The organism is Streptomyces sp. NPDC107550 (genome assembly GCF_055639095.1).
In genome coordinates this window covers 181,260-199,745 of the sequence record NZ_JBVKBC010000003.1, presented here as the reverse complement: position 1 = coordinate 199,745, position 18,486 = coordinate 181,260, and the positions used below count along the sequence as shown (strand labels likewise).

At 72.4% G+C, this 18,486-nt stretch carries 17 protein-coding genes; 9 read left to right on the top strand and 8 right to left on the bottom strand.

Annotated elements, in window-relative coordinates; genetic code table 11:
- Positions 1–191: 191 nt before the first annotated feature.
- Both ACZ7LY_RS05985 and ACZ7LY_RS05980 read right to left on the bottom strand, forming a co-directional pair.
- Positions 192–1,580 (bottom strand): DUF3152 domain-containing protein, encoded by a 1,389-nt coding sequence (locus ACZ7LY_RS05985; RefSeq protein ID WP_471623296.1) that lies wholly within the window; start codon positions 1,578–1,580, stop codon positions 192–194.
- A gap of 134 nt (positions 1,581–1,714) precedes the next feature.
- Positions 1,715–2,842 carry an alpha/beta fold hydrolase gene (locus tag ACZ7LY_RS05980; RefSeq protein WP_471623295.1) on the bottom strand — a complete coding sequence of 376 codons (1,128 nt, stop codon included), beginning with the start codon at positions 2,840–2,842 and terminating at the stop codon, positions 1,715–1,717.
- 288 nt (positions 2,843–3,130) lie between these two features.
- Here ACZ7LY_RS05980 and ACZ7LY_RS05975 point away from each other — a divergent pair, with 288 nt between their 5' ends.
- The 4 genes from ACZ7LY_RS05975 (at position 3,131) to ACZ7LY_RS05960 (ending at position 5,173) form a co-directional block, all read left to right on the top strand.
- Complete coding sequence (locus ACZ7LY_RS05975; protein WP_471623294.1) at positions 3,131–3,355, top strand: hypothetical protein; 225 nt, start codon at positions 3,131–3,133, stop codon at positions 3,353–3,355.
- Between the two features lie 223 nt (positions 3,356–3,578).
- On the top strand, positions 3,579–4,220 hold the full coding sequence (locus tag ACZ7LY_RS05970) for a TetR/AcrR family transcriptional regulator (protein WP_471623293.1): 642 nt from the start codon (positions 3,579–3,581) through the stop codon (positions 4,218–4,220).
- 214 nt (positions 4,221–4,434) lie between these two features.
- Entirely contained in the window at positions 4,435–4,662 is a 228-nt protein-coding gene (locus tag ACZ7LY_RS05965) for a DUF3107 domain-containing protein (RefSeq protein WP_471623292.1), read from the top strand.
- A 238-nt stretch (positions 4,663–4,900) separates the two neighbouring features.
- Positions 4,901–5,173: a hypothetical protein gene (locus ACZ7LY_RS05960; RefSeq protein WP_471623291.1), complete on the top strand. Its 273-nt coding sequence runs from the start codon at positions 4,901–4,903 to the stop codon at positions 5,171–5,173.
- A gap of 196 nt (positions 5,174–5,369) precedes the next feature.
- Here the strand turns inward: ACZ7LY_RS05960 and ACZ7LY_RS05955 are convergent, their stop codons facing one another.
- Positions 5,370–6,116, bottom strand: coding sequence for a ferritin-like fold-containing protein (locus ACZ7LY_RS05955; RefSeq protein WP_471623290.1), 747 nt, complete (start codon positions 6,114–6,116; stop codon positions 5,370–5,372).
- Between the two features lie 529 nt (positions 6,117–6,645).
- Here ACZ7LY_RS05955 and ACZ7LY_RS05950 point away from each other — a divergent pair.
- Together ACZ7LY_RS05950 and ACZ7LY_RS05945 are read left to right on the top strand one after the other, a co-directional pair.
- Positions 6,646–9,129 carry a DEAD/DEAH box helicase gene (locus tag ACZ7LY_RS05950; RefSeq protein ID WP_471623502.1) on the top strand — a complete coding sequence of 828 codons (2,484 nt, stop codon included), beginning with the start codon at positions 6,646–6,648 and terminating at the stop codon, positions 9,127–9,129.
- A 120-nt stretch (positions 9,130–9,249) separates the two neighbouring features.
- Positions 9,250–10,146 (top strand): alpha/beta fold hydrolase, encoded by an 897-nt coding sequence (locus ACZ7LY_RS05945; RefSeq protein WP_471623289.1) that lies wholly within the window; start codon positions 9,250–9,252, stop codon positions 10,144–10,146.
- On the opposite strand, the gene ACZ7LY_RS05940 is transcribed toward ACZ7LY_RS05945, so the two are convergent.
- A complete protein-coding gene (locus ACZ7LY_RS05940; RefSeq protein WP_471623288.1) occupies positions 10,143–11,057 on the bottom strand; it encodes an NYN domain-containing protein in 915 nt (304 codons plus the stop codon). The genes ACZ7LY_RS05945 and ACZ7LY_RS05940 overlap by 4 nt on opposite strands.
- A 283-nt stretch (positions 11,058–11,340) precedes the next feature.
- On the opposite strand from ACZ7LY_RS05940, the gene ACZ7LY_RS05935 reads away from it, so the two are divergent.
- Positions 11,341–11,493 carry a hypothetical protein gene (locus ACZ7LY_RS05935; protein ID WP_255978309.1) on the top strand — a complete coding sequence of 51 codons (153 nt, stop codon included), beginning with the start codon at positions 11,341–11,343 and terminating at the stop codon, positions 11,491–11,493.
- Positions 11,494–11,615: 122 nt separating this feature from the next.
- Here the strand turns inward: ACZ7LY_RS05935 and ACZ7LY_RS05930 are convergent, their stop codons facing one another.
- From ACZ7LY_RS05930 to ACZ7LY_RS05920, 3 genes are all read right to left on the bottom strand, one after another.
- Positions 11,616–12,221: a MarC family protein gene (locus ACZ7LY_RS05930; protein WP_471623287.1), complete on the bottom strand. Its 606-nt coding sequence runs from the start codon at positions 12,219–12,221 to the stop codon at positions 11,616–11,618.
- Between the two features lie 807 nt (positions 12,222–13,028).
- On the bottom strand, positions 13,029–13,898 hold the full coding sequence (locus ACZ7LY_RS05925) for a PHP domain-containing protein (protein ID WP_471623286.1): 870 nt from the start codon (positions 13,896–13,898) through the stop codon (positions 13,029–13,031).
- 194 nt (positions 13,899–14,092) lie between these two features.
- Positions 14,093–14,731, bottom strand: coding sequence for a DUF6758 family protein (locus ACZ7LY_RS05920; RefSeq protein WP_471623285.1), 639 nt, complete (start codon positions 14,729–14,731; stop codon positions 14,093–14,095).
- 171 nt (positions 14,732–14,902) lie between these two features.
- Here ACZ7LY_RS05920 and ACZ7LY_RS05915 point away from each other — a divergent pair, with 171 nt between their 5' ends.
- Complete coding sequence (locus tag ACZ7LY_RS05915; RefSeq protein WP_471623284.1) at positions 14,903–16,159, top strand: MFS transporter; 1,257 nt, start codon at positions 14,903–14,905, stop codon at positions 16,157–16,159.
- Between the two features lie 77 nt (positions 16,160–16,236).
- On the opposite strand, the gene ACZ7LY_RS05910 is transcribed toward ACZ7LY_RS05915, so the two are convergent.
- Positions 16,237–16,827 carry a suppressor of fused domain protein gene (locus ACZ7LY_RS05910; RefSeq protein ID WP_471623283.1) on the bottom strand — a complete coding sequence of 197 codons (591 nt, stop codon included), beginning with the start codon at positions 16,825–16,827 and terminating at the stop codon, positions 16,237–16,239.
- A 491-nt stretch (positions 16,828–17,318) separates the two neighbouring features.
- On the opposite strand from ACZ7LY_RS05910, the gene ACZ7LY_RS05905 reads away from it, so the two are divergent.
- Positions 17,319–18,449 (top strand): magnesium and cobalt transport protein CorA, encoded by a 1,131-nt coding sequence (locus tag ACZ7LY_RS05905; RefSeq protein ID WP_471623282.1) that lies wholly within the window; start codon positions 17,319–17,321, stop codon positions 18,447–18,449.
- Positions 18,450–18,486: the final 37 nt, after the last annotated feature.

The following is an 18,486-nucleotide window of genomic DNA, read 5'->3' as shown; positions in this document are numbered from 1 at the left end:
CCCGATCTCCCTTGTGGGGAGCCGCCGTTGGCTCGGCGGCTCGCAGCGGGACGAACGTATGCGGACATGCCGGTGGCGCGACGGACGGTTGTCCATCGCGCCACCAAAAGGGGTGAACGGCCGTAACTTTCCCGCGCGTGTGACGTTCTGTCGCGCTAAGGGACCGATCCACTACGCATTGCTACGGAGCGTCAACCCCTGGGATACGCCCAGGGGTTCGGTTTGCACGTGATTCCCTCGAAGGTGAGGAACTTCGTCTGCTGCTGCATGACGGGCGCGAGCGCGCCGGCGCGTGAGCAGGTCACGTGGTTGAAGCCGAGCCGGTGGCCGACCTCGTGGTTGATGAGCATCTGCCGGTACGGGTGGATGGCCTTGCCGTGCAGGACGTCGTCGTACGTCTTCGAACCCTGCGCCCACCGATAGGCGTTGATCATGACGCGGTCGGTGGCGGCGGAGTCGCACGACACGTTGTCCTGGGTCGTGTCGAGGCCGGAGCGCGCGCACCACTTCGCCGTCGTCACCGGGCTCGCCAGCGTGATCACGAAGTCCGGCTTGCCGCTGGAGATCCGCTCGAACGTGCGGGCGTTGTCGTGCGCCCAGCTCCGCTTGTCGTTGAGGGTCTTCTGCACGGCCTCCGCGAACAGCGGCCCGTCGAGGCCGAGCCCCTTCTCCACGTCCACGCGGTAGCGGAACTTGTGCCCGCTGCCCGGCGCCTTGTCGAAGCCGGGCATGGTCCGGAAGTCGCCCGTGGCGGCCATGTCGGCTGCCAGCGGGTACTTCCTGGCCATCTTCTGCTCGTACGTCGACAGGGCGGCCTGCGCGGTGCGCGAAGGGGTCGGGCGCCCGTCGGAACGCGAGGTCGAGTCGCCGTTGGCACGGGGGCCCTCGCCGCCGCGCGCGGTCGTCCTGGAGCCGGACGAGCCGCCGTCCGCGACCTGCCCGGCGACGACGACCGCGAGCACGGTGGTCACGGCGGCCGCCGCGACGCCGGTGTACAGCAGCCCCTTGCCGCGCTTCTCGCGCCCGGTACCGCCGGCGCCGTCCGCGTCGGGGCCGTCGTCCCGCGCCGCGCCGGACCCGGACCCGGGCTCGGGCGTACGGGAGGGCTCCTCGGGTTCCCCGCCGGCCGCGGGAGCGCTGTACGGGCCCGAGCCGCCCGGGGGCGTGCCCGGACCGTCGAACGCGTCGACGTACTCCTGGCGCGGGGTGCCCCGGCGCGACCCGGGCACGAACGTCTGCCCGGCGCCCCGGCCCGCTTCCGGTGCGGCGGCGCCACGGCGCGCACCGCTCGCGGAGCCCGTACGGGACTGCCCCTCGGCGCCCGCCGCCCCGGCGCGCCCGGCGCCGGAATCGCCCGGCGCCGCCGAGGACCCGGACGACGAGATCGGCGCGGAGGTCGCGGAGGGCGCGGAGGGCGCACCCCAGCCGCCGCCGGGTTCCCGCTGCTCAGGGTGTCCCCCGCGTACCTCTCCACCGGCGCGGGACGCAGGCACGTCCTGCTTACCGACGCCGCCGGGGCCACCCGCTCCGCCGGTCCGGCGGTCGGGCCTGGGCGTCTCCGCCTCGGGCCGGTCGGCCACGGGCGGCCTGCGCCTGCGCCCGGTACCGGGCGCGAGGCGTGGCGGGCGCGGCGCCGCGGGGGGCGCTACAGGTATGGCGGCGGTGTCGCCGTTGTCTGCCGGCTCTTGGCGGCTATGCCGTCCCACTGGCCGCCTCAGCTCCCCGGTGTCGTGCTGTTCGTATGCGTACTGTCCCCCAGGGCGCTTTCGCCCGCGCCCGCGTCCTCGGCTCTCCCTCTTGGCGCTCTTCGCGTCTCTTCCGGTCCCGCCGGACCTGTCGCTTCCGGCTCGTGAGGCTCCGCCGCCTCTGCCGGCTTCAACGTCCCGGTGTCCGCGAGGAGTTCCCGGACGGCCGTGGCGACCGTCTCCGGGTATTCCATCATCGCCACGTGCCCGGCGTCGGGCAGGGTGAGCATCCGCGACCCACGGAACGCCCGCGCCGCGCGCGCCGCCATCCGGTACGAGACGAGGAGATCGCGGCCGCCGTAGACGAGGAGCGTCGGCGCGAGCACCCGCTCGGCCTGCCGCCACAGCCCGTACTGCCCGCCGAGGGTGTACGCGTCGACGACACCGCGCGCGGAGCGGGCCATGGCGTCCCAGAAGTAGGGCAGTTTCAGGCGCCGCTCCATCTCGTCGACCGCCGCCTGGAACCCCTCGGGGGTGACGCGCGCGGGGTCGCCGTAGCAGAGTCCCATGACGCCGCGGACGCGCTGCTCCGCGGTCCACTCCCGCGTCAGGCGCGTGAACAGCGTGACGACTCCGGGGACGGCGAGCAGGCCCGTCGGCAGGGCGGTGCGCTGGACGCGCAGCTCCGGCAGGGCGGGCGACACCAGCGTCAACGTACGTACGAGGTCGGGCCGGACGGCGGCGACGCGGGTGGCGACGGCGCCACCGAGCGAGTTCCCGAAGAGGTGGACCGGGCCGCGGCCCTGGGCGTCGAGGTAACGGATGCCCGCGCGCGCGTGGCCGGTCACCGAGTAGTTGCCGTCGTCGGGCGGCGGGGAGTCGCCGAAGCCGGGCAGGTCGACGGCCTCGCCGTCGACCACGTCCTCCAGGAGCGGCATCAGGGCCGACCAGTTCTGCGAGGAGCCGCCGAGTCCGTGCACGTACAGCGCGGGCGGCAGCCCCTCGCGCGTGCCGGGCCGCGAACGGACCGTCAGCGTCAGCCCCGGCAGGGCGACCGAGCGCAACCGCTCCCCCTCCGCGGCCCGGACGGCGGCGCCGGGCTCCGGCGGCGCGGCGGCGAGGGGCATGGGCACGCGCGGCGGCTCGGTCGAAGGCATGCGGATATGTTACGAGACGATCACGCACCGATTTGTGTGTTCGCTGTCACAGATTGCACGCAGCTCTGCCCAAAGCTCGCTTATCCCCCACGTGACATGCGCCTCCCGTCCCTCGATGCGGTCAAGACCGCCGCCAGACCCGCCGCGTCGCCCCCACTGCACGCGCGCTCACCCCCGTTCGTATCGCTACGCGCGCGTAGCGATCACATAGCGCACCGCGCGGGTGTCTCCTACGCTCGAAACAGGGCACCCGCCCCTGCGGACATCAGCTGAGGAAGGGAGCCATTGATGACGGTCGACCCGAGCGATCCGACCACTTTCGAGGAGCCGGAGGGCGGCCCGGCGGAGTTCGCCGTGGAGGCCCCGGAGGCGGACGCGGCCGAGCAGCGCACGGATCTCGCGCCCGCCGAGGACGAGGTCCCGCCGCCGGACGCCGACCCGGACAGCGCGAACGAGGCGGATCGCGCCGAGCAGGCCCGCGTGGTCGCCTTGGACGAGGACGACTACCGCTGACGCGCAGGACCGCCCGTCGGGGGACTAAGGCCGCCCCTTGTGGGACGTAGGCCGCCCTTGATGGGACGTTATGCACTGGTTCGCGGCCGTCAGCCGTGCTACGCGCGGCTTTCACCGTGGACCGGTCCGTGAAATTCTGCGCTCGCACCGCGCACATCTTGGTTACTCAAAAGTACGATGACCGCGCGGCGCACACCGCACACGGACGATTTTGGGAGGCGGCGTGACAGCCATCGAGCAGACTGAGGCAGCGCGCCCCAAGGGCACTCGCCTGCCGCGCCGTGCCCGACGCAATCAGCTTCTGGGCGCGGCGCAGGAAGTGTTTGTCGCGCAGGGGTACCACGCGGCGGCGATGGACGACATCGCCGAGCGCGCCGGGGTGAGCAAGCCGGTCCTGTACCAGCACTTCCCGGGCAAGCTGGAGCTGTATCTGGCGCTGCTCGACCAGCACTGCGAGTCGCTGCTCCAGTCGGTGCGCACGGCCCTGGCCTCCACCACGGACAACAAGCAGCGCGTCGCGGCGACCATGGACGCGTACTTCGCCTATGTGCAGGACGAGGGCGGCGCGTTCCGCCTGGTCTTCGAGTCGGACCTGACGAACGAGCCGGCGGTGCGCGAGCGCGTGGACCGGGTCAGCCTGCAGTGCGCCGAGGCGATCTCCGACGTGATCGCCGGGGACACCGGCCTGTCGAAGGACGAGTCGATGCTGCTGGCCGTGGGCCTCGGCGGCGTCTCCCAGGTCGTGGCGCGCTACTGGCTGTCCAGCGCGAGCCCGGTGGAGCGCGACAAGGCGGTCGAACTGCTGACGTCGCTGGCCTGGCGCGGCATCGCCGGCTTCCCGCTGCACGGCGTCGACCAGCACTGAGGCCACGCCCGCCGCGGCGCCCGGCAAGGAGAGCGCCTCGGTCGCCCCGGCGCCCGCCGGGGAAGGCCGACCGCACGTCCGACTTTTGTTCCCGTACCGCTGTTCGCTCTTGGCGTGCAGCCGGGACGGCAGGAGCTTGACCTCTCCGGGCTAATCTTTGCGAGGTACGGCGCGGTCGTCCGCGCACATCACGCATCGTCGGAGGGACAAGACCGTGGAGGTCAAGATCGGCGTGCTGCACACGCCCCGCGAGATCGTTCTGGAGAGCGGTCAGTCCGCCGAAGAGGTCGAGGGCGCGGTGTCCGAAGCGCTGTCCGGCAAGGCGCAGCTCCTCTCTCTGACGGACGAGAAGGGCCGCAAGGTCCTCGTTCCCGCCGAGCGTCTCGCGTACGTGGAGATCGGCGAGCCGGCGGTGCGCAAGGTGGGCTTCGGCCCGCTCTAGAGCGCCCGCGCCACCCGCTCCCCGACCCGGGGACGGATGCGGCGCAGACATGATGCGGGGCCCGGTGGCAGTGTGCCGCCGGGCCCCGCGTGCGTCCGGTGCCCGCCCGCGTACGCACCTCGCGCGCGCCCGCGCGAGGTGCGGCGAATGCGTATGAGGAGGGTTGCGTTCCGGCCCCCAGGGGTACATCGGCTACGACCGATTTGCACTCACTGGCCGCGCGGGAGGGACCCTCACCATGCTTCTCGAAGCGCTCGGCTCCGCACTGCTCGGCCTCGCCATCGCACTGGGGGCGGACCGCCGTCTGCCGCACCGTCTTCCGTCGCGCACGCTCGTGCTGCCGACGGGGGTCGCGGGCGGCCTGTTCGGCGCGTTCGTCACCCACACCGCGCTGGGCCCCGGGCATGTCATCGCCACGCTCGTCGGCGCCGTCGTGATGGCGGCGGCCCTGTTGTCGCTGCTGCTCCGGCCGACGCGTGGCAGAGCCCGCCATCTGACCCCGTACGCGTGATCCCGCCCGGGAGACGCCGTACGCCTCGTGCGCCTGATTCCGTACCCCTACGTGAGATAGAACGCCTCACCGCCCGTCCGGCGGTGAGGCGTTCTTCTCACGTCAGCAGCACCTGCGTACGGCGTCCGCGTACATGCTCGTACGTGCTCGTCGTACGTGCTTGTACGTCACAGCCGCGCGCGGTGCGGACAGTCCGTCAGGCCGCGAGGCCCAGGGCCGCCATGCGCTTGGTGTGCGCCTCCGTGATGCGCGAGAACATCCGGCCGACCTCCGCGAGGTCGAAGCCGTCGGCCACGCCCCCGACCAGCATCGTCGACAGCGCGTCCCGGTCCGCGACCACGCGCTGGGACTGCGACAGGGCCTCGCCCATCAGGCGTCGCGCCCACAGCGCGAGCCGGCCGCCCACGCGCGGGTCCGCGTCGATGGCGGCGCGCACCTTCTCCACGGCGAACGTGGCGTGCCCGGTGTCGTCGAGCACCGCCAGCACCAGCGAGCGGGTGTCGGAGTCGAGGCGGGCGGCGACCTCGCGGTAGAAGTCGGAGGCGATCGAGTCACCGACGTACGCCTTGACGAGCCCCTCAAGCCAGTCCGAGGGCGCGGTCTGGCGGTGGAAGCCGTCGAGCGCGGCGACGAAGGGGTCCATGGCCTCGGTCGGCTCGGCACCGATCGCCGAGAGCCGGTCCCGCAGCTGCTCGAAGTGGTGGAACTCGGCGGACGCCATCTTGGCCAGCTCCGCCTTGTCGGCCAGCGTCGGCGCCAGCTTCGCGTCCTCCGCGAGCCGCTCGAACGCCGCCAGCTCCCCGTACGCCAGCGCGCCCAGCAGGTCGATGACGGCGGCGCGGTAGTTCGGGTCCGCGGCCGCGGTCGCCCAGTCCTGGGCGGCGATACCGGTCGGGGCGGGGGTCTGCTCGGCGGACGGCGTGGCGTTGTCAGGCGTCTCCATGAAGCGCACAATAGCCCGCTCGCCGCCGCCCGGAACTCCCTGGTCATGGAGTGTGACAACGGCTACGTGAGCAAATCGGCCGTCGCACATGCGGGTTTCCGGGGTATGGTGGTAAGGAGCCCGCCGAGTGCAGGCCAGGCGCAAGCCTCGGCCCTCGCGCGTACCTGCGACGGGCCTCACGCATGAGGATGCCCGGTCGGTGGCCCGATCGGCTCCGACCCGACAGCCCTCCGGGTCGTACGTCACACGGCGTACAGATCGAGGAGGGGCCCTCAGCGGCACGAGCGCTCGAGCGTCGGCAGTGGTCCCGCGCCACCCGGTCCCCCCGCACCCGCGGATCGAGACCGGCGTACCAACGGCACGGCACTGGCACGGTCCAGACCCCCGCGTTCGCCTCGCGCCGCACCCTCACAGAAGAGGCAACACCCTGACTACGCAGACTTCTACATTCCGTCAGCTCGGCATCCTGCCCGAGACCGCCGAAGCCCTTGAGGCCGTCGGCATCGTGACTCCCTTCCCCATCCAGGAGATGACCCTCCCCGTCGCCCTCTCCGGCACGGACGTCATCGGCCAGGCCAAGACCGGCACGGGCAAGACCCTCGGCTTCGGTCTGCCGCTCCTGGAGCGTGTCACCGTCCCCGCGGACGTCGAGGCGGGCCGGGCCACGCCCGACAAGCTGACCGACGCCCCGCAGGCCCTCGTCGTCGTCCCGACGCGCGAGCTGTGCACCCAGGTGACCAACGACCTGCTGACCGCCGGCAAGGTGCGCAATGTGCGCGTCCTCGCCATATATGGCGGCCGTGCCTACGAGCCCCAGGTAGAGGCCCTCAAGAAGGGCGTCGACGTCATCGTCGGCACCCCTGGCCGCCTGCTGGACCTGGCCGGGCAGAAGAAGCTCGACCTCTCGCACGTGAAGTGCCTGGTCCTCGACGAGGCCGACGAGATGCTCGACCTGGGCTTCCTGCCCGACGTCGAGAAGATCATCAACATGCTGCCGGTGCGCCGCCAGACGATGCTGTTCTCGGCGACCATGCCGGGCGCCGTCATCGGTCTCGCCCGCCGCTACATGTCGCAGCCCACGCACATCCGCGCCACCTCGCCGGACGACGAGGGCGCCACCGTGCGCAACACCGCGCAGCACGTGTACCGCGCGCACAACATGGACAAGCCCGAGATGGTCGCGCGCATCCTGCAGTCCGAGGGACGCGGGCTTGCGATGATCTTCTGCCGCACGAAGCGGACGGCGGCCGACATCGCGGACCAGCTCAAGCAGCGCGGTTTCGCCTCCGGCGCGGTCCACGGCGACCTCGGCCAGGGCGCGCGCGAGCAGGCGCTGCGCGCGTTCCGCAACGGCAAGGTCGACGTGCTCGTGTGCACCGACGTCGCCGCGCGCGGTATCGATGTCGAGGGCGTCACGCACGTCATCAACTACCAGACCCCCGAGGACGAGAAGACCTATCTGCACCGCATCGGCCGCACCGGCCGCGCGGGCCGCAAGGGCATCGCGATCACGCTGGTCGACTGGGACGACATCCCCCGCTGGCAGTTGATCAACAAGGCGCTCGACCTGAAGTTCAACGACCCGGTGGAGACGTACTCCTCGTCGCCGCACCTGTACGAGGAGCTGAACATCCCGGCCGGCACCAAGGGTGTCCTGCCGCGTTCGGAGCGCATCCGTGCCGGTCTCGACGCCGAGGAGCTCGAGGACCTGGGCGAGACCGGCGGCCGTGGCGCGTCCCCGCGGGGCGGCCGTGGCGGTCGGGATCGTGACCGCGACCGTGACCGGGGTGGCCGTGGCGGCCGTGACCGTGAGCGCGAGCAGGTCCAGGAGCAGGAGCGCGAGCGCGGGCCCCGCAAGCCGCGCCGCCGTCGCCGTACGCGCGCCGGTGAGCCGGTCGCCGCGGACGCCGTCGCCACCGCGCCCGCCACCGTCGAGGCTCCGGCCGCGCCGGTGACGCCCGTCGCCGAGGACGACAGCGCGCCGCGCACCCCGCGCCGCCGTCGCCGCACGCGCAACGGGTCGGCGCCCGAGGCCGTCGTCGAGGCTCCGCAGCAGGTGACCGAGGCGGCGCCCGCCCCGGCCGCCGAGCAGGCGCCCGCCGCCGAGGCCCCGGCCCGCACCCGTCGCCGTACGCGGTCCAAGGCCGAGGCCGTCGTCGAGGCCGTGGAGTCGGTCGTGCCGGTCGCGGAGATCGCTTCGACGGCGCCCGTCGAGGCCGCTATCGCCGAGGCCAAGGCCCAGGCGGACCAGGCCGACGAGGCCAAGCCCGCGCGCCGCAGCCGCAAGAAGGCGGAGGCCGTGGTGGACACCGCCGAAGCGGCCGACGCCAAGCCCGTACGCCGTACGCGGAAGAAGGCCGAGCCCGTCGCGGACGCGGCCCCCGCCGAAGCCGCCGAGGCCAAGCCCGCGCGCCGCACGCGCAAGAAGGCGGAGCCGGTGGCGGACGCCGCCGTCGAGGCCGTCGAGGCGAAGCCGGCCACGCGCAGCCGCAAGAAGGCGGAGGCCGTGGTGGACACCGCCGAGGCCGCCGACGCCAAGCCCGTACGCCGTACGCGGAAGAAGGCCGAGCCCGTCACCGAGACGGCCCCCGCCGAGACCGCCGAGGCCGAGGCCAAGCCCGCGCGCCGCACGCGCAAGAAGGCGGAGGCCGCGGTCGACACCGCCGAAGCGGCCGACGCCAAGCCCGTACGCCGTACGCGGAAGAAGGCCGAGACCGTCGCCGAGACCGCCGCAGAGGCCGTCGAGGCGGAGGCCAAGCCCGCCACGCGCACACGTACGCGCAAGAAGGCCGAAGCCGCCGTCGACACCGCCGAGGCCGCGGACGCCAAGCCCGCGCGCCGGACCCGCAAGAAGGCGGAGCCGGTCGCGGACGAGGGTGCCGCCGAGGCGAAGCCCGCCACGCGCACGCGCAAGAAGGCCGTCGCCGCGGCTCCCGAGGGCGTCGAGGGCGAGGCCAAGAAGCCCGTACGCCGTACGCGGAAGAAGGCCGTGGCCGAGGCTCCGGAAGCCTGATCCGGCGCACGCGCGCGTAGAGCGAAGGCCCGGTCCCCCCAGCGGGGGCCGGGCCTTCGCCGTACGCCGCCCGCGGGCCCTCGGCGGACCGTTGTCACACCCGCCGCGTAATCTCGGCTCATGAGCAGGCCGTCCACGTTCACGCCGCCGCCCGGCACCCGCGCCCACCTCCTGCGCACCGCCCGTGGTGACTTCGCCGCGATCACCGGGGAGCCGGAGTCAGGTCCGGTGCGCGGCACCGCGCTGCTGCTTCCGGGGTTCACCGGCAGCAAGGAGGACTTCATCGCGCTGCACGCCCCGCTGGCCGCAGCCGGATACCGGACGGTCGCGGTCGACGGGCGCGGCCAGTACGAGAGCGACGGGCCCCGGGACGACGAATCGGCGTACGCGCAGCGGGAGTTGGCGCGGGACGTGCTCGCGCAGGCCGCCGCGCTCGACGTGGGGCCCGTGCATCTGCTGGGGCACTCGCTGGGCGGGCTCGTCGCGCGGGCGGCGGTGCTGGCCGACCCGGCGCCGTTCGCCACGCTGACGCTGATGGCGTCGGGCCCTGCGGCGGTGACCGAGCCGCAGCGGCAGCGCGTGAAGCTGCTCCAGGACGCGCTGGCCGCGCTGGACATGGGGCAGGTCTGGGAGGCGATCCAGGCCCTTGACGCGCCGGAGGACGCGGCCGATGTGCGCGGCGACAGCGAGGAGCTGCGGCTGCGCTGGCTGCGGAACAGCCCGGCTCAGCTCACGGCGACCGGGCGTCAGTTGTGCGAGGAGCCGGACCGGGTGGACGAGCTGGCGACCGTCGCACCGCCGGTCCACGTGGTGTCCGGGGAGCGGGACGACACCTGGCCCGTGCCGCTGCTGGACGAGATGGCCGAGCGGCTCGGCGCGGCCCGCACCGTGATCACCGGCGCCGAGCACTCACCCAACACGGACCGCCCGCTGGAGACGGCGGCGGCGCTCGCCGCGTTCTGGGACCGCCACCCCGCGACCGCCGGCGGCCCGAAGACGGAAGGGGAGGCGCGCTAGAACCACGTCTGCACCTGGCCCCAGAAGCCGTCCCGCAGCGCCCGCCGCAGGTCGGCGTGGCCGCGCAGGGAGTACGCGAGGACGCGCTCGGCCTCCACGAGGAGGTCCTGGTCGACGGGCCCGGGCAGATAGGGGTGGCCGGGCAGGAGTTCCGCGAGGGCGTCCCGGCCGCGCTCCCCGAGCCACTGCGCCGCGATCTGCGCGCCCACGAAGCGGACCTGCTCGCGGGTCGGCCGGGGCGTGTCGGCGCTCTCGTACGTGGGTGCGGTGCGGCGGGTGACGTAGGGGCGGACGAAGTCGAGGTCGAAGGTGCGCTGGCTGTCGACCTCCCAGAGCAGCGGTTCGGCCTGGTTGCGGACGCCTTCGGGGGCCTCGATGCCCCAGAGGTGGACGCGGGCGCCGTAGCCCTGGGCGGCCTCGACGGCGGAGACGAGGTCCTCGTCGCCGCCGAGCAGGGCGGCGTCACTGATCGCGCGGTGCCGGGCCAGGGACTCCAGGTCGCTGCGGATGAGGGAGTCGACGCCTTTCTGCTGGTTGTTGGCGTTGAGGTTGCCGAGGCGGACCTTGACGTCGGGGAGGGCGGCGATGGCCTGCTGCTCGGGGGTGTGGATGCGGCGCCGGGCACCGTCGTACCAGTAGACGCGCAGCAGGCGGCTGTCCGCGAAGATCGTGCGGGCCCGGTCGATCAGCGCGTCGATGACGCCCTCGGCGTCGAGGTCGAAGGCGCGGCGGTCCTCACTGCCCGCGACGAGCCGGCCGGCGGCGGCGTAGAGATAGCCCGCGTCCACGAAGATCGCGTGCGTCGACGGAGTCTTGGCGACCTCGGCGAGCATCCGCCTGAGCAGGTCGTTCGTGGCGTCGATGCGGTCCGCGACGGCGCGATCGAGGCGGTCCGGGTCTGGAGTGTTCATCACCGGCCATTGTCCGGGGCGTCACGGGGCGTGCACAACCGCGTGTGCGGAGGGTAGGCGGACGGCTGCTCTACCTGTCAGTAATTAGATACTCGAAAAATTTCCTTAGCGTAGGGAATGTTTGCAGCGGGCAACTCGTTGACCCCTATAGAACGCGCGGCACAGGAGCCACGCAATCCACTCTTAACGGGCAGGCAACCGCCTGGCCGTACGGCGGGAGAAGACTCTTCACCCGCACCAGTAGTTCTCCAGCAGGAGGATCACCAGACGAAGGGAGAAGCCCTTGCGCTTCGAGATCATGCGACTCGACGACGTCGACGGCACCGCCGTGGACTCCACCGTCGTGGACGCCGCCTCCGTCAACCGGATCGTTCAGCAGGCGGCGGCCATCGGGCAGCGCCTCTACATCCGCCCGGCCGAGTCCACCGCCTCGTAAGGCGCGACGGCTCACCCCACTTCGAAGCCCCCGTACGCGGACCGCGTACGGGGGCTTCGCGCGTGCGCACGCCAGGACGGGCCGAGCCGGGCCGGGCGGGCCGGTGCGGGTCGTCGCGCGGGTCAGCTTCCCTGGATGACCTGGGTGACGCCGTTGATGATCTGCTGCACGGCGATGGCGGAGAGCATCATGCCCGCGAGCCGGGTCACGAGGACGACACCGCCGTCCTTGATGATGCGGATGATCACGAGCGAGTAGCGCATGACCAGCCACAGCACGACGTGTATGGCGATGATCGCCGACCAGACGGAGATCTGGGTCGTGACCGAACCGGCCTTCTGGACCGCCAGGATGACGGAGACGATCGCGCCGGGGCCGGCGAGCAGCGGCATGCCGAGCGGGACGAGCGCGACGTTGACGTCCTTGGTCTGCTTCGGCTCGTCGGTCTTGCCGGTGAGCAGGTCGAGCGCGATGAGCAGGAGCAGCAGACCGCCCGCGATCATCAGCGCGGGGACGGAGACATGCAGGTAGTCGAGGATCTGATGGCCCAGCACGCCGAAGACGGCGATGACGCCGAAGGCCACGCAGACAGCCTGGAACGCCATGCGCTTCTGGACCTTGGCGGGGCGGCCGGCGGTGAGGGCGAGGAAGATCGGGGTGATTCCCGGCGGGTCCATGATCACAAAAAGCGTGAGAAAGAGGGACCCGAAGACAGCAGCGTCGAACACGGTAGGTCTTGCCTTGCGGAAGTAGGGGTGAGCGGGGGATGGGGTGGGGCGGTCGCCCTGGGCGGGGTGACCGCCCCGGGTGGGGTGACCGCCCTGGGCGGGGTGGTGGGCGCCCCGGGCGGGGCGGGTCGGGGTCGGGCCGGGCTTGCGCGGGGCCGGGGCGAGGGGCGCCGGGGACTGGCCCCGGCTGGAGAGCCGCCCGAGCTGAACTGTCCCGGACCAGGGCCGCCCCGGACGGGACCGACCCGCGCCGGGGACCGCCCCGTACGAGGGCCGACACGCAGCGGCGGGGCCTTCGGCCAGGGGCCGGCCGCGCTGTTCGTGGCGGCGCTGCCACCTGCTCGGGCACCTTCGCTCCGGGGCGGGCCGGGGGCGACGCGTGTCACGCGCCCTCCGGCACCCGGCACCCGGCACCCGGCCGGAACGGAACCTGCGGGCCGAAGCGGAGTCAGGCTCAGAGCGACCCCGCACGGAACGGACCCATCCCTGGACGGAACCCGGCCAGAACAGTCCCTTCTCCGCACGGAACCCGGCCAGAACAGTCCCTTCTCCGCACGGAACCCGGTCAGAACGGAGCCCGGCCGAACCGGAACCCTCTCTGAACGGGACCGGCCAGTCCGGAACCCGATCCGAACGGAACCCGCCCGAAACGAACCCAGTCAGACCGGACCCCGATCAGAACGGAACCTCCGCCCGAGACGAACCCGGTCAGACCGGAACCGACTCAGAGCAGAACCCGCTCAGAACAGACCCCAGCCAGAACAGCCCCAGTTCAAAAACGACCCTCGGCCCTCGGCGCCCCAGGGATCACACGGTTCCGCCCGCGCCCGGCACGGGAAACGCCCCGGCCGCCCGGCGCGTGATCTCCCCGTAGATCTCCGGGTCGGTGCTGAACGCGCCGAGGGCGACCGTCTTACGGCTGCCGTGGTAGTCGGAGGAGCCGGTGACAAGGAGCCCGAGGTCGGCGGCGAGGCCGCGCAGGCGGTCGCGGGCGGCGGCGTCGTGGTCCATGTGGTCGACCTCGATGCCGTCGAGCCCGGCCGAGGCCAGCTCCGCGATCGTGGCCTCCGGCACGGTCTGCCCGCGCTTGGCGGCGGCCGGATGCGCGAACACCGTGACCCCGCCCGCGGCCTTGACCAGCCGGATCGCCTCGAACGGGTCCGTCTCGTGCTTCTCCACGTAGGCGCGCCCGTCGTTGGCGAGCCACTGCTCGGTGAACGCGTCGGAGACGGTACGCACGACACCCAGTTCGACCAGCGCCGACGCGATGTGCGGGCGGCCGACCGAACCGTCCCCCGCGATCCGGGCGACCTGCTCCCAGGTGACGGGCACGCCCAGCTCGTTCAGCCGGGCGATCATCGCCTTGGCGCGCGGCACGCGGTCGTCGCGGACGAGTTCACGCTCGGCCAGCAGCGCCGGCTCCTCCGGGTCGAACAGGTACGCCAGCATGTGCATGCTCACGCCGTCGATCCGGGTGGAGAGTTCGGCGCCGGGGACGAGGGTCAGGCCGGTGTCGAGTGCGGCGAGCGCGGCGCGGGCCTCGGCGTGGCCGCGGGTGGTGTCGTGGTCGGTGAGCGCCACGACGTCCAGTCCGGCGGCCGCCGCGTTGCGCACCAGCTCGGCGGGGGTGTCCGTGCCGTCCGACGCGGTGGAGTGGGTGTGCAGGTCGATGCGCACGGCTGCGTACTCCAGGCTCGTTCGGCGGACGTCTCGGCGGACGTATGGGGACGCTCAAGGATAACGGGGATTTCCCCCTCCCCCGTCACCACCGAACCAGCCCCCGACCCCTTACGCCGAAGCCGCCATCCTCACGGACCGAAGCCGTCACCCGCACCGGTCGGAGCCGCCCGCACCGGAGAATCCGCGACCGCTCACTGAAGAATCCGCGGCGACAGCGCCCCGCACGGCAGCAGGTCCACTTCCGCGCCCGCGTCCCGCAGATCCGTCAGGACCAGCTCGTCGTACATGAGCAGGCCGGTCTGCTCGGGCCAGACGATGGCCCACAGCCACAGCCCGCACGCCTCCCCCGCGAAGACCGCGCGATCCTCGGGGGTGCCGTCGACGTGCCACAGGGGGGTCGGGCGGCCGGCGGCGAGAAGTTTGGCGCCGGGCGGGCCGCTGACATCCATGCGGGGCCCCGGGTCGGGGCCGTCGATGCCCGCGTACCGGGCGCCGAGGCCGACGCCCAGCTCCTCGGCGACGAGGACCATCTCGCCGATGCCGCCGAGCGGGGCCGGGCCCGAGCAGGCGACGGCGGTGGCGCGGCCCCCGGTGCGGTCGTCGCCCGCGTCGGCCACGCCCGTGAACAGCCAGCCGACGGGCAGCGGCCACGGCATCCACACGGGGACCCGCGCGCGGTGCACGACGACACCGAGCGCCTCGACGCTGGGCGGGATCACGGGCTGCAACGGGTGGACGCCGCCATGGACATCGCACTGCCAGGAGTCGGCGAAGAGGCCGGGAGCCCTGACCCGGCCACCACACTTCGGGCAACTGGGTTCGCCCCTCATGAGGCCCACGGTCCTCCCCGTCCCGCGCCGCGTCAAGGACGATCACCCGTCCGGAGTCGGCCCGGCGCGGCCCTTCCGACCAGCACAGATAGATGCACCTTGCATTAATTAGTCGCCCTAACTTAATATGTGCATACGGCAACGAACAGGCCGCCGGAAGGAGCAGCAGGCATGAGCCACAGCAGCACAGGAGGTCCCGCAGAAGGGGACACGTTCGACGCGGGTGCCGGCAGCATCCTGCGTCAGCCGAAGGCGGTCTGGGCGACCGCCGGGGCATCCGTCGTCGCCTTCATGGGCATCGGCCTCGTCGACCCGATCCTGCCCTCCATCGCCAAGGGGCTCCAGGCGACGCCCAGCCAGGTCTCCCTGCTCTTCACGTCGTACTTCCTGATCACCGCGATCGCCATGCTCGTCACCGGGTTCGTCTCCAGCCGCATCGGCGGCAAGAAGACGCTGCTCGCCGGGCTCGCACTCGTCGTCGTCTTCGCCGCGCTCGCCGGCACCTCGGGCTCGGTCGGCCAGCTCGTCGGCTTCCGCGCCGGGTGGGGTCTTGGCAACGCGCTGTTCGTCTCGACCGCCCTCGCCGTCATCGTCGGCGCCGCCGCCGGTGGCTCCGCCGCCGCGATCCTGCTCTACGAGTCCGCGCTCGGCCTGGGCATGGCGTGCGGACCGCTGGTGGGCGCCCTGCTCGGCAACGCGAGCTGGCGCTACCCGTTCTTCGGCACCGCGTTCCTGATGGCCGTCGGCTTCCTGTGCATCACGGTGTTCCTCAAGGAGCAGCCGAAGCCGGCGCGCAAGACGTCCCTGCTCGACCCGGTCAAGGCGCTCGGCCACGGCGGGCTCGCCTCGGCCGCGATCTCGGCGTTCTTCTACAACTACACGTTCTTCACCGTGCTGGCCTTCACGCCGTTCGTGCTCAACATGACCCCGTACAAGTCGGGTGGCGTGTTCTTCGCCTGGGGCGTGCTGCTCGCGCTGTTCTCGGTGATCGTGGCGCCGCGCATGCAGGCCAGGTTCGGCTCGCTCAAGGTGCTCGGCGGCTCGCTCGTCCTGCTCGCCGTCGACGTGCTCGTCCTCGGCTACGGCAGCCACACCGCCGCCATCGTCTGCACGATCCTGTCCGGCGCCTTCATCGGCGTGAACAACACCGTCTACACGGAGCTGGCCCTCGGCGTCTCCGACGCGCCGCGCCCGGTCGCGTCCGCCGGCTACAACTTCGTACGGTGGTTCGCCGCGGCGGCGGCCCCCTACTTCGCGCCGAAGATCGAGGAGTGGAGCGACATCCACATCCCGTTCGTCGTCGCGGCCGTCACCGCGGTGATCGGCGCGGTCGTGGTGTGGGTGCGGCGGAACGCGCTCACCCACGAGGCCGAGGAGCTGGAGCCGCGACACGCCAGCGAGGACAGCGTGTCGGTGTTCGCCAACTGACCCCCGCCGGGCCCCGGCCCGGTCGGCCGGGGTTCAGTCCGCTCCGGTCCCGACCAGCCGATTGAGTCCGGCCCGGTTCAGTCCAGGGCGACGGACCTGCGCAGCGGATCGCGCAGGTCCGTTCCGCTGTTCAGCCACTTCTCCTGGAGCGCGGCGGCGCCGTGCACCCGCTTCCAGGCCGCCTCGTTGCCCGTCATCGGCAGCAGCGGCAGGAACCGTACGGGATCCATCGGCTCGCCCAGTTCCTGGTCCTCGACCAGGCCGCCCGGCTCGGCCACGAGGACCGAGGTGAAGGGGGCGCCCGGCCACAGCGGCTCGCCCACGTCCAGGGACGCGCCGGGTGCCACGACGACGCCCTCGACCTGCGGCGACGCGGCCAGCACGGCGAGCGGGCGGAGCACCTTGTCGGTGTCGGCGAGACCGGCGCGGACGCTGAGCACCAGCTCGGCGCGCGGGCCCTTCACGGGGTCGGCGAGCGCGGCCGTCGGGTCGGTCATCGGGGACGCGGACATGCCGAGCGTGGCGTACCGGACGAGGCCCTGCGCCGCGTCGGGGAAGCGCAGCACCTCGATCCGGTCGGTGCCGAGGAACGTGACCGCCGCGCGCGCGTCCGGCTCGCCCAGCGCGCCGCGCAGCCGGGACTCCACCGCCGCAAGAACTTCTGCCATCCCGCGAGCATAGGACTCGCATGCAACGGGTAAAGAAGGGGCTCGCTTCTTCAGTGGGCTGATAGTCTTGGCCGCTGGTCGGGATGGTGCGCGTGCGCACCCGCCGGGCGTCCTCTGAGACCCCGTGGAACCGACCCTCACACGTCCCCCACGGGGGACCGGCCGGAGGAGGTGGGGCTGTCATGGATCGAAGTCGACCGTGCAGTACCACCCGTTCTTCCGGCCGATAGGCCCTTACGTCGCTTCCTCAGTCCGCAGCCTCGCGTCGGCTGCGATCCGGGCTGTCCGCGTGCCGGAAGAGCGCTTCGTTTCCGCCTGATCTGTGCGATCTCCGCGATCTGAATCAGTAAGCGAAGCCGTAGCGGCGTCGGTGCGGTGCTCCCCGCTTTGTGGACGTGCAGCATGTCCCGGTTCCCGGTTGGCCAGGACGTCCCCATTCCGGGTAGTTCCACCCGCCGCGGCGCGGCTCCCGCCCGCGAAGGAGCCTGCCCATGTCGATGATCCGCGACCTGCGAGCCGCCGTACGCCCCTCGCTGCGCAAGAGCGTGGCGCCCTACGGCAACGAGGCCCGCACCTCGTACGACCCCACCCGCTCCCCCTCGGCGGCCTCGGCCGTCGTCGACTGCGCGGTCTACCGCGACGGCGCCCGCGTCGAGTCGCCCGAGTGCCTGACGCCGCGTGAGGCCCGGCACCGCGTGCGCCGCGACGGCGGGTTCGCCTGGATCGGGCTGCACGAGCCGACCGAGGCCGAGTTCGCGGGCATCGCCGCCGAGTTCGGGCTGCACCCGCTCGCCGTCGAGGACGCCGTCCACGCCCACCAGCGGCCCAAGCTGGAGCGGTACGACGACACCCTCTTCGCCGTCTTCAAGACCATCCACTACGTGGAGCACGACGAGCTGACCGCGACCAGCGAGATCGTCGAGAGCGGCGAAGTCATGTGCTTCACCGGCCGGGACTTCTTCATCACCGTCCGGCACGGCGGCCAGGGCTCGCTGCGCGCGCTGCGCCACCGCCTCCAGGACGACCCGGAGCTGCTGTCCAAGGGCCCGAGCGCCGTGCTGCACGCCATCGCCGACCACGTCGTCGACGGCTATCTCGCCGTCGCGGACGCGATGCAGGACGACATCGACGAGGTCGAGACGGACGTCTTCTCGCAGACCGGCAAGGGCGCGCCGCGCGGCGCCGACGCGGGCCGCATCTACCAGCTCAAGCGCGAGGTGCTGGAGTTCAAGCGGGCCGTCGCCCCGCTGCGCCGGCCGCTGGCGCTGCTCAGCGAGCGGCCGATGCGGCTGATCGACCCCGACATCCAGAAGTACTTCCGTGACGTCGCCGACCACCTGGAGCGCGTGCAGGAGCAGGTCATCGGGTTCGACGAACTCCTCAACTCCATCCTCCAGGCCAATCTCGCGCAGGCGTCCGTCGCGCAGAACGAGGACATGCGCAAGATCACCTCGTGGGCGGCGATCGTGGCCGTGCCGACGATGGTGTGCGGCGTGTACGGCATGAACTTCGACCACATGCCCGAGCTGCACTGGCGGTTCGGCTACCCCATGGTCCTGGCGCTGATCGGCGCGGTCTGCTTCGGCATCCACCGCACCCTCAAGCGCAACGGCTGGCTGTGAGCCGCGGGCCCTTTCTTCTGGTCAGCCCGCGCTCCCG

Coding starts and splice junctions, on each gene's coding strand:
- ACZ7LY_RS05980 (WP_471623295.1), bottom strand. CDS start 2,842: ATGCCTTCGACCGAGCCGCCGCGCGTGCCCATGCCCCTCGCCGCCGCG.
- ACZ7LY_RS05975 (WP_471623294.1), top strand. CDS start 3,131: ATGACGGTCGACCCGAGCGATCCGACCACTTTCGAGGAGCCGGAGGGC.
- ACZ7LY_RS05960 (WP_471623291.1), top strand. CDS start 4,901: ATGCTTCTCGAAGCGCTCGGCTCCGCACTGCTCGGCCTCGCCATCGCA.
- ACZ7LY_RS05955 (WP_471623290.1), bottom strand. CDS start 6,116: ATGGAGACGCCTGACAACGCCACGCCGTCCGCCGAGCAGACCCCCGCC.
- ACZ7LY_RS05950 (WP_471623502.1), top strand. CDS start 6,646: ATGACCCTCCCCGTCGCCCTCTCCGGCACGGACGTCATCGGCCAGGCC.
- ACZ7LY_RS05945 (WP_471623289.1), top strand. CDS start 9,250: ATGAGCAGGCCGTCCACGTTCACGCCGCCGCCCGGCACCCGCGCCCAC.
- ACZ7LY_RS05940 (WP_471623288.1), bottom strand. CDS start 11,057: ATGAACACTCCAGACCCGGACCGCCTCGATCGCGCCGTCGCGGACCGC.
- ACZ7LY_RS05920 (WP_471623285.1), bottom strand. CDS start 14,731: ATGAGGGGCGAACCCAGTTGCCCGAAGTGTGGTGGCCGGGTCAGGGCT.
- ACZ7LY_RS05915 (WP_471623284.1), top strand. CDS start 14,903: ATGAGCCACAGCAGCACAGGAGGTCCCGCAGAAGGGGACACGTTCGAC.
- ACZ7LY_RS05910 (WP_471623283.1), bottom strand. CDS start 16,827: ATGGCAGAAGTTCTTGCGGCGGTGGAGTCCCGGCTGCGCGGCGCGCTG.
- ACZ7LY_RS05905 (WP_471623282.1), top strand. CDS start 17,319: ATGTCGATGATCCGCGACCTGCGAGCCGCCGTACGCCCCTCGCTGCGC.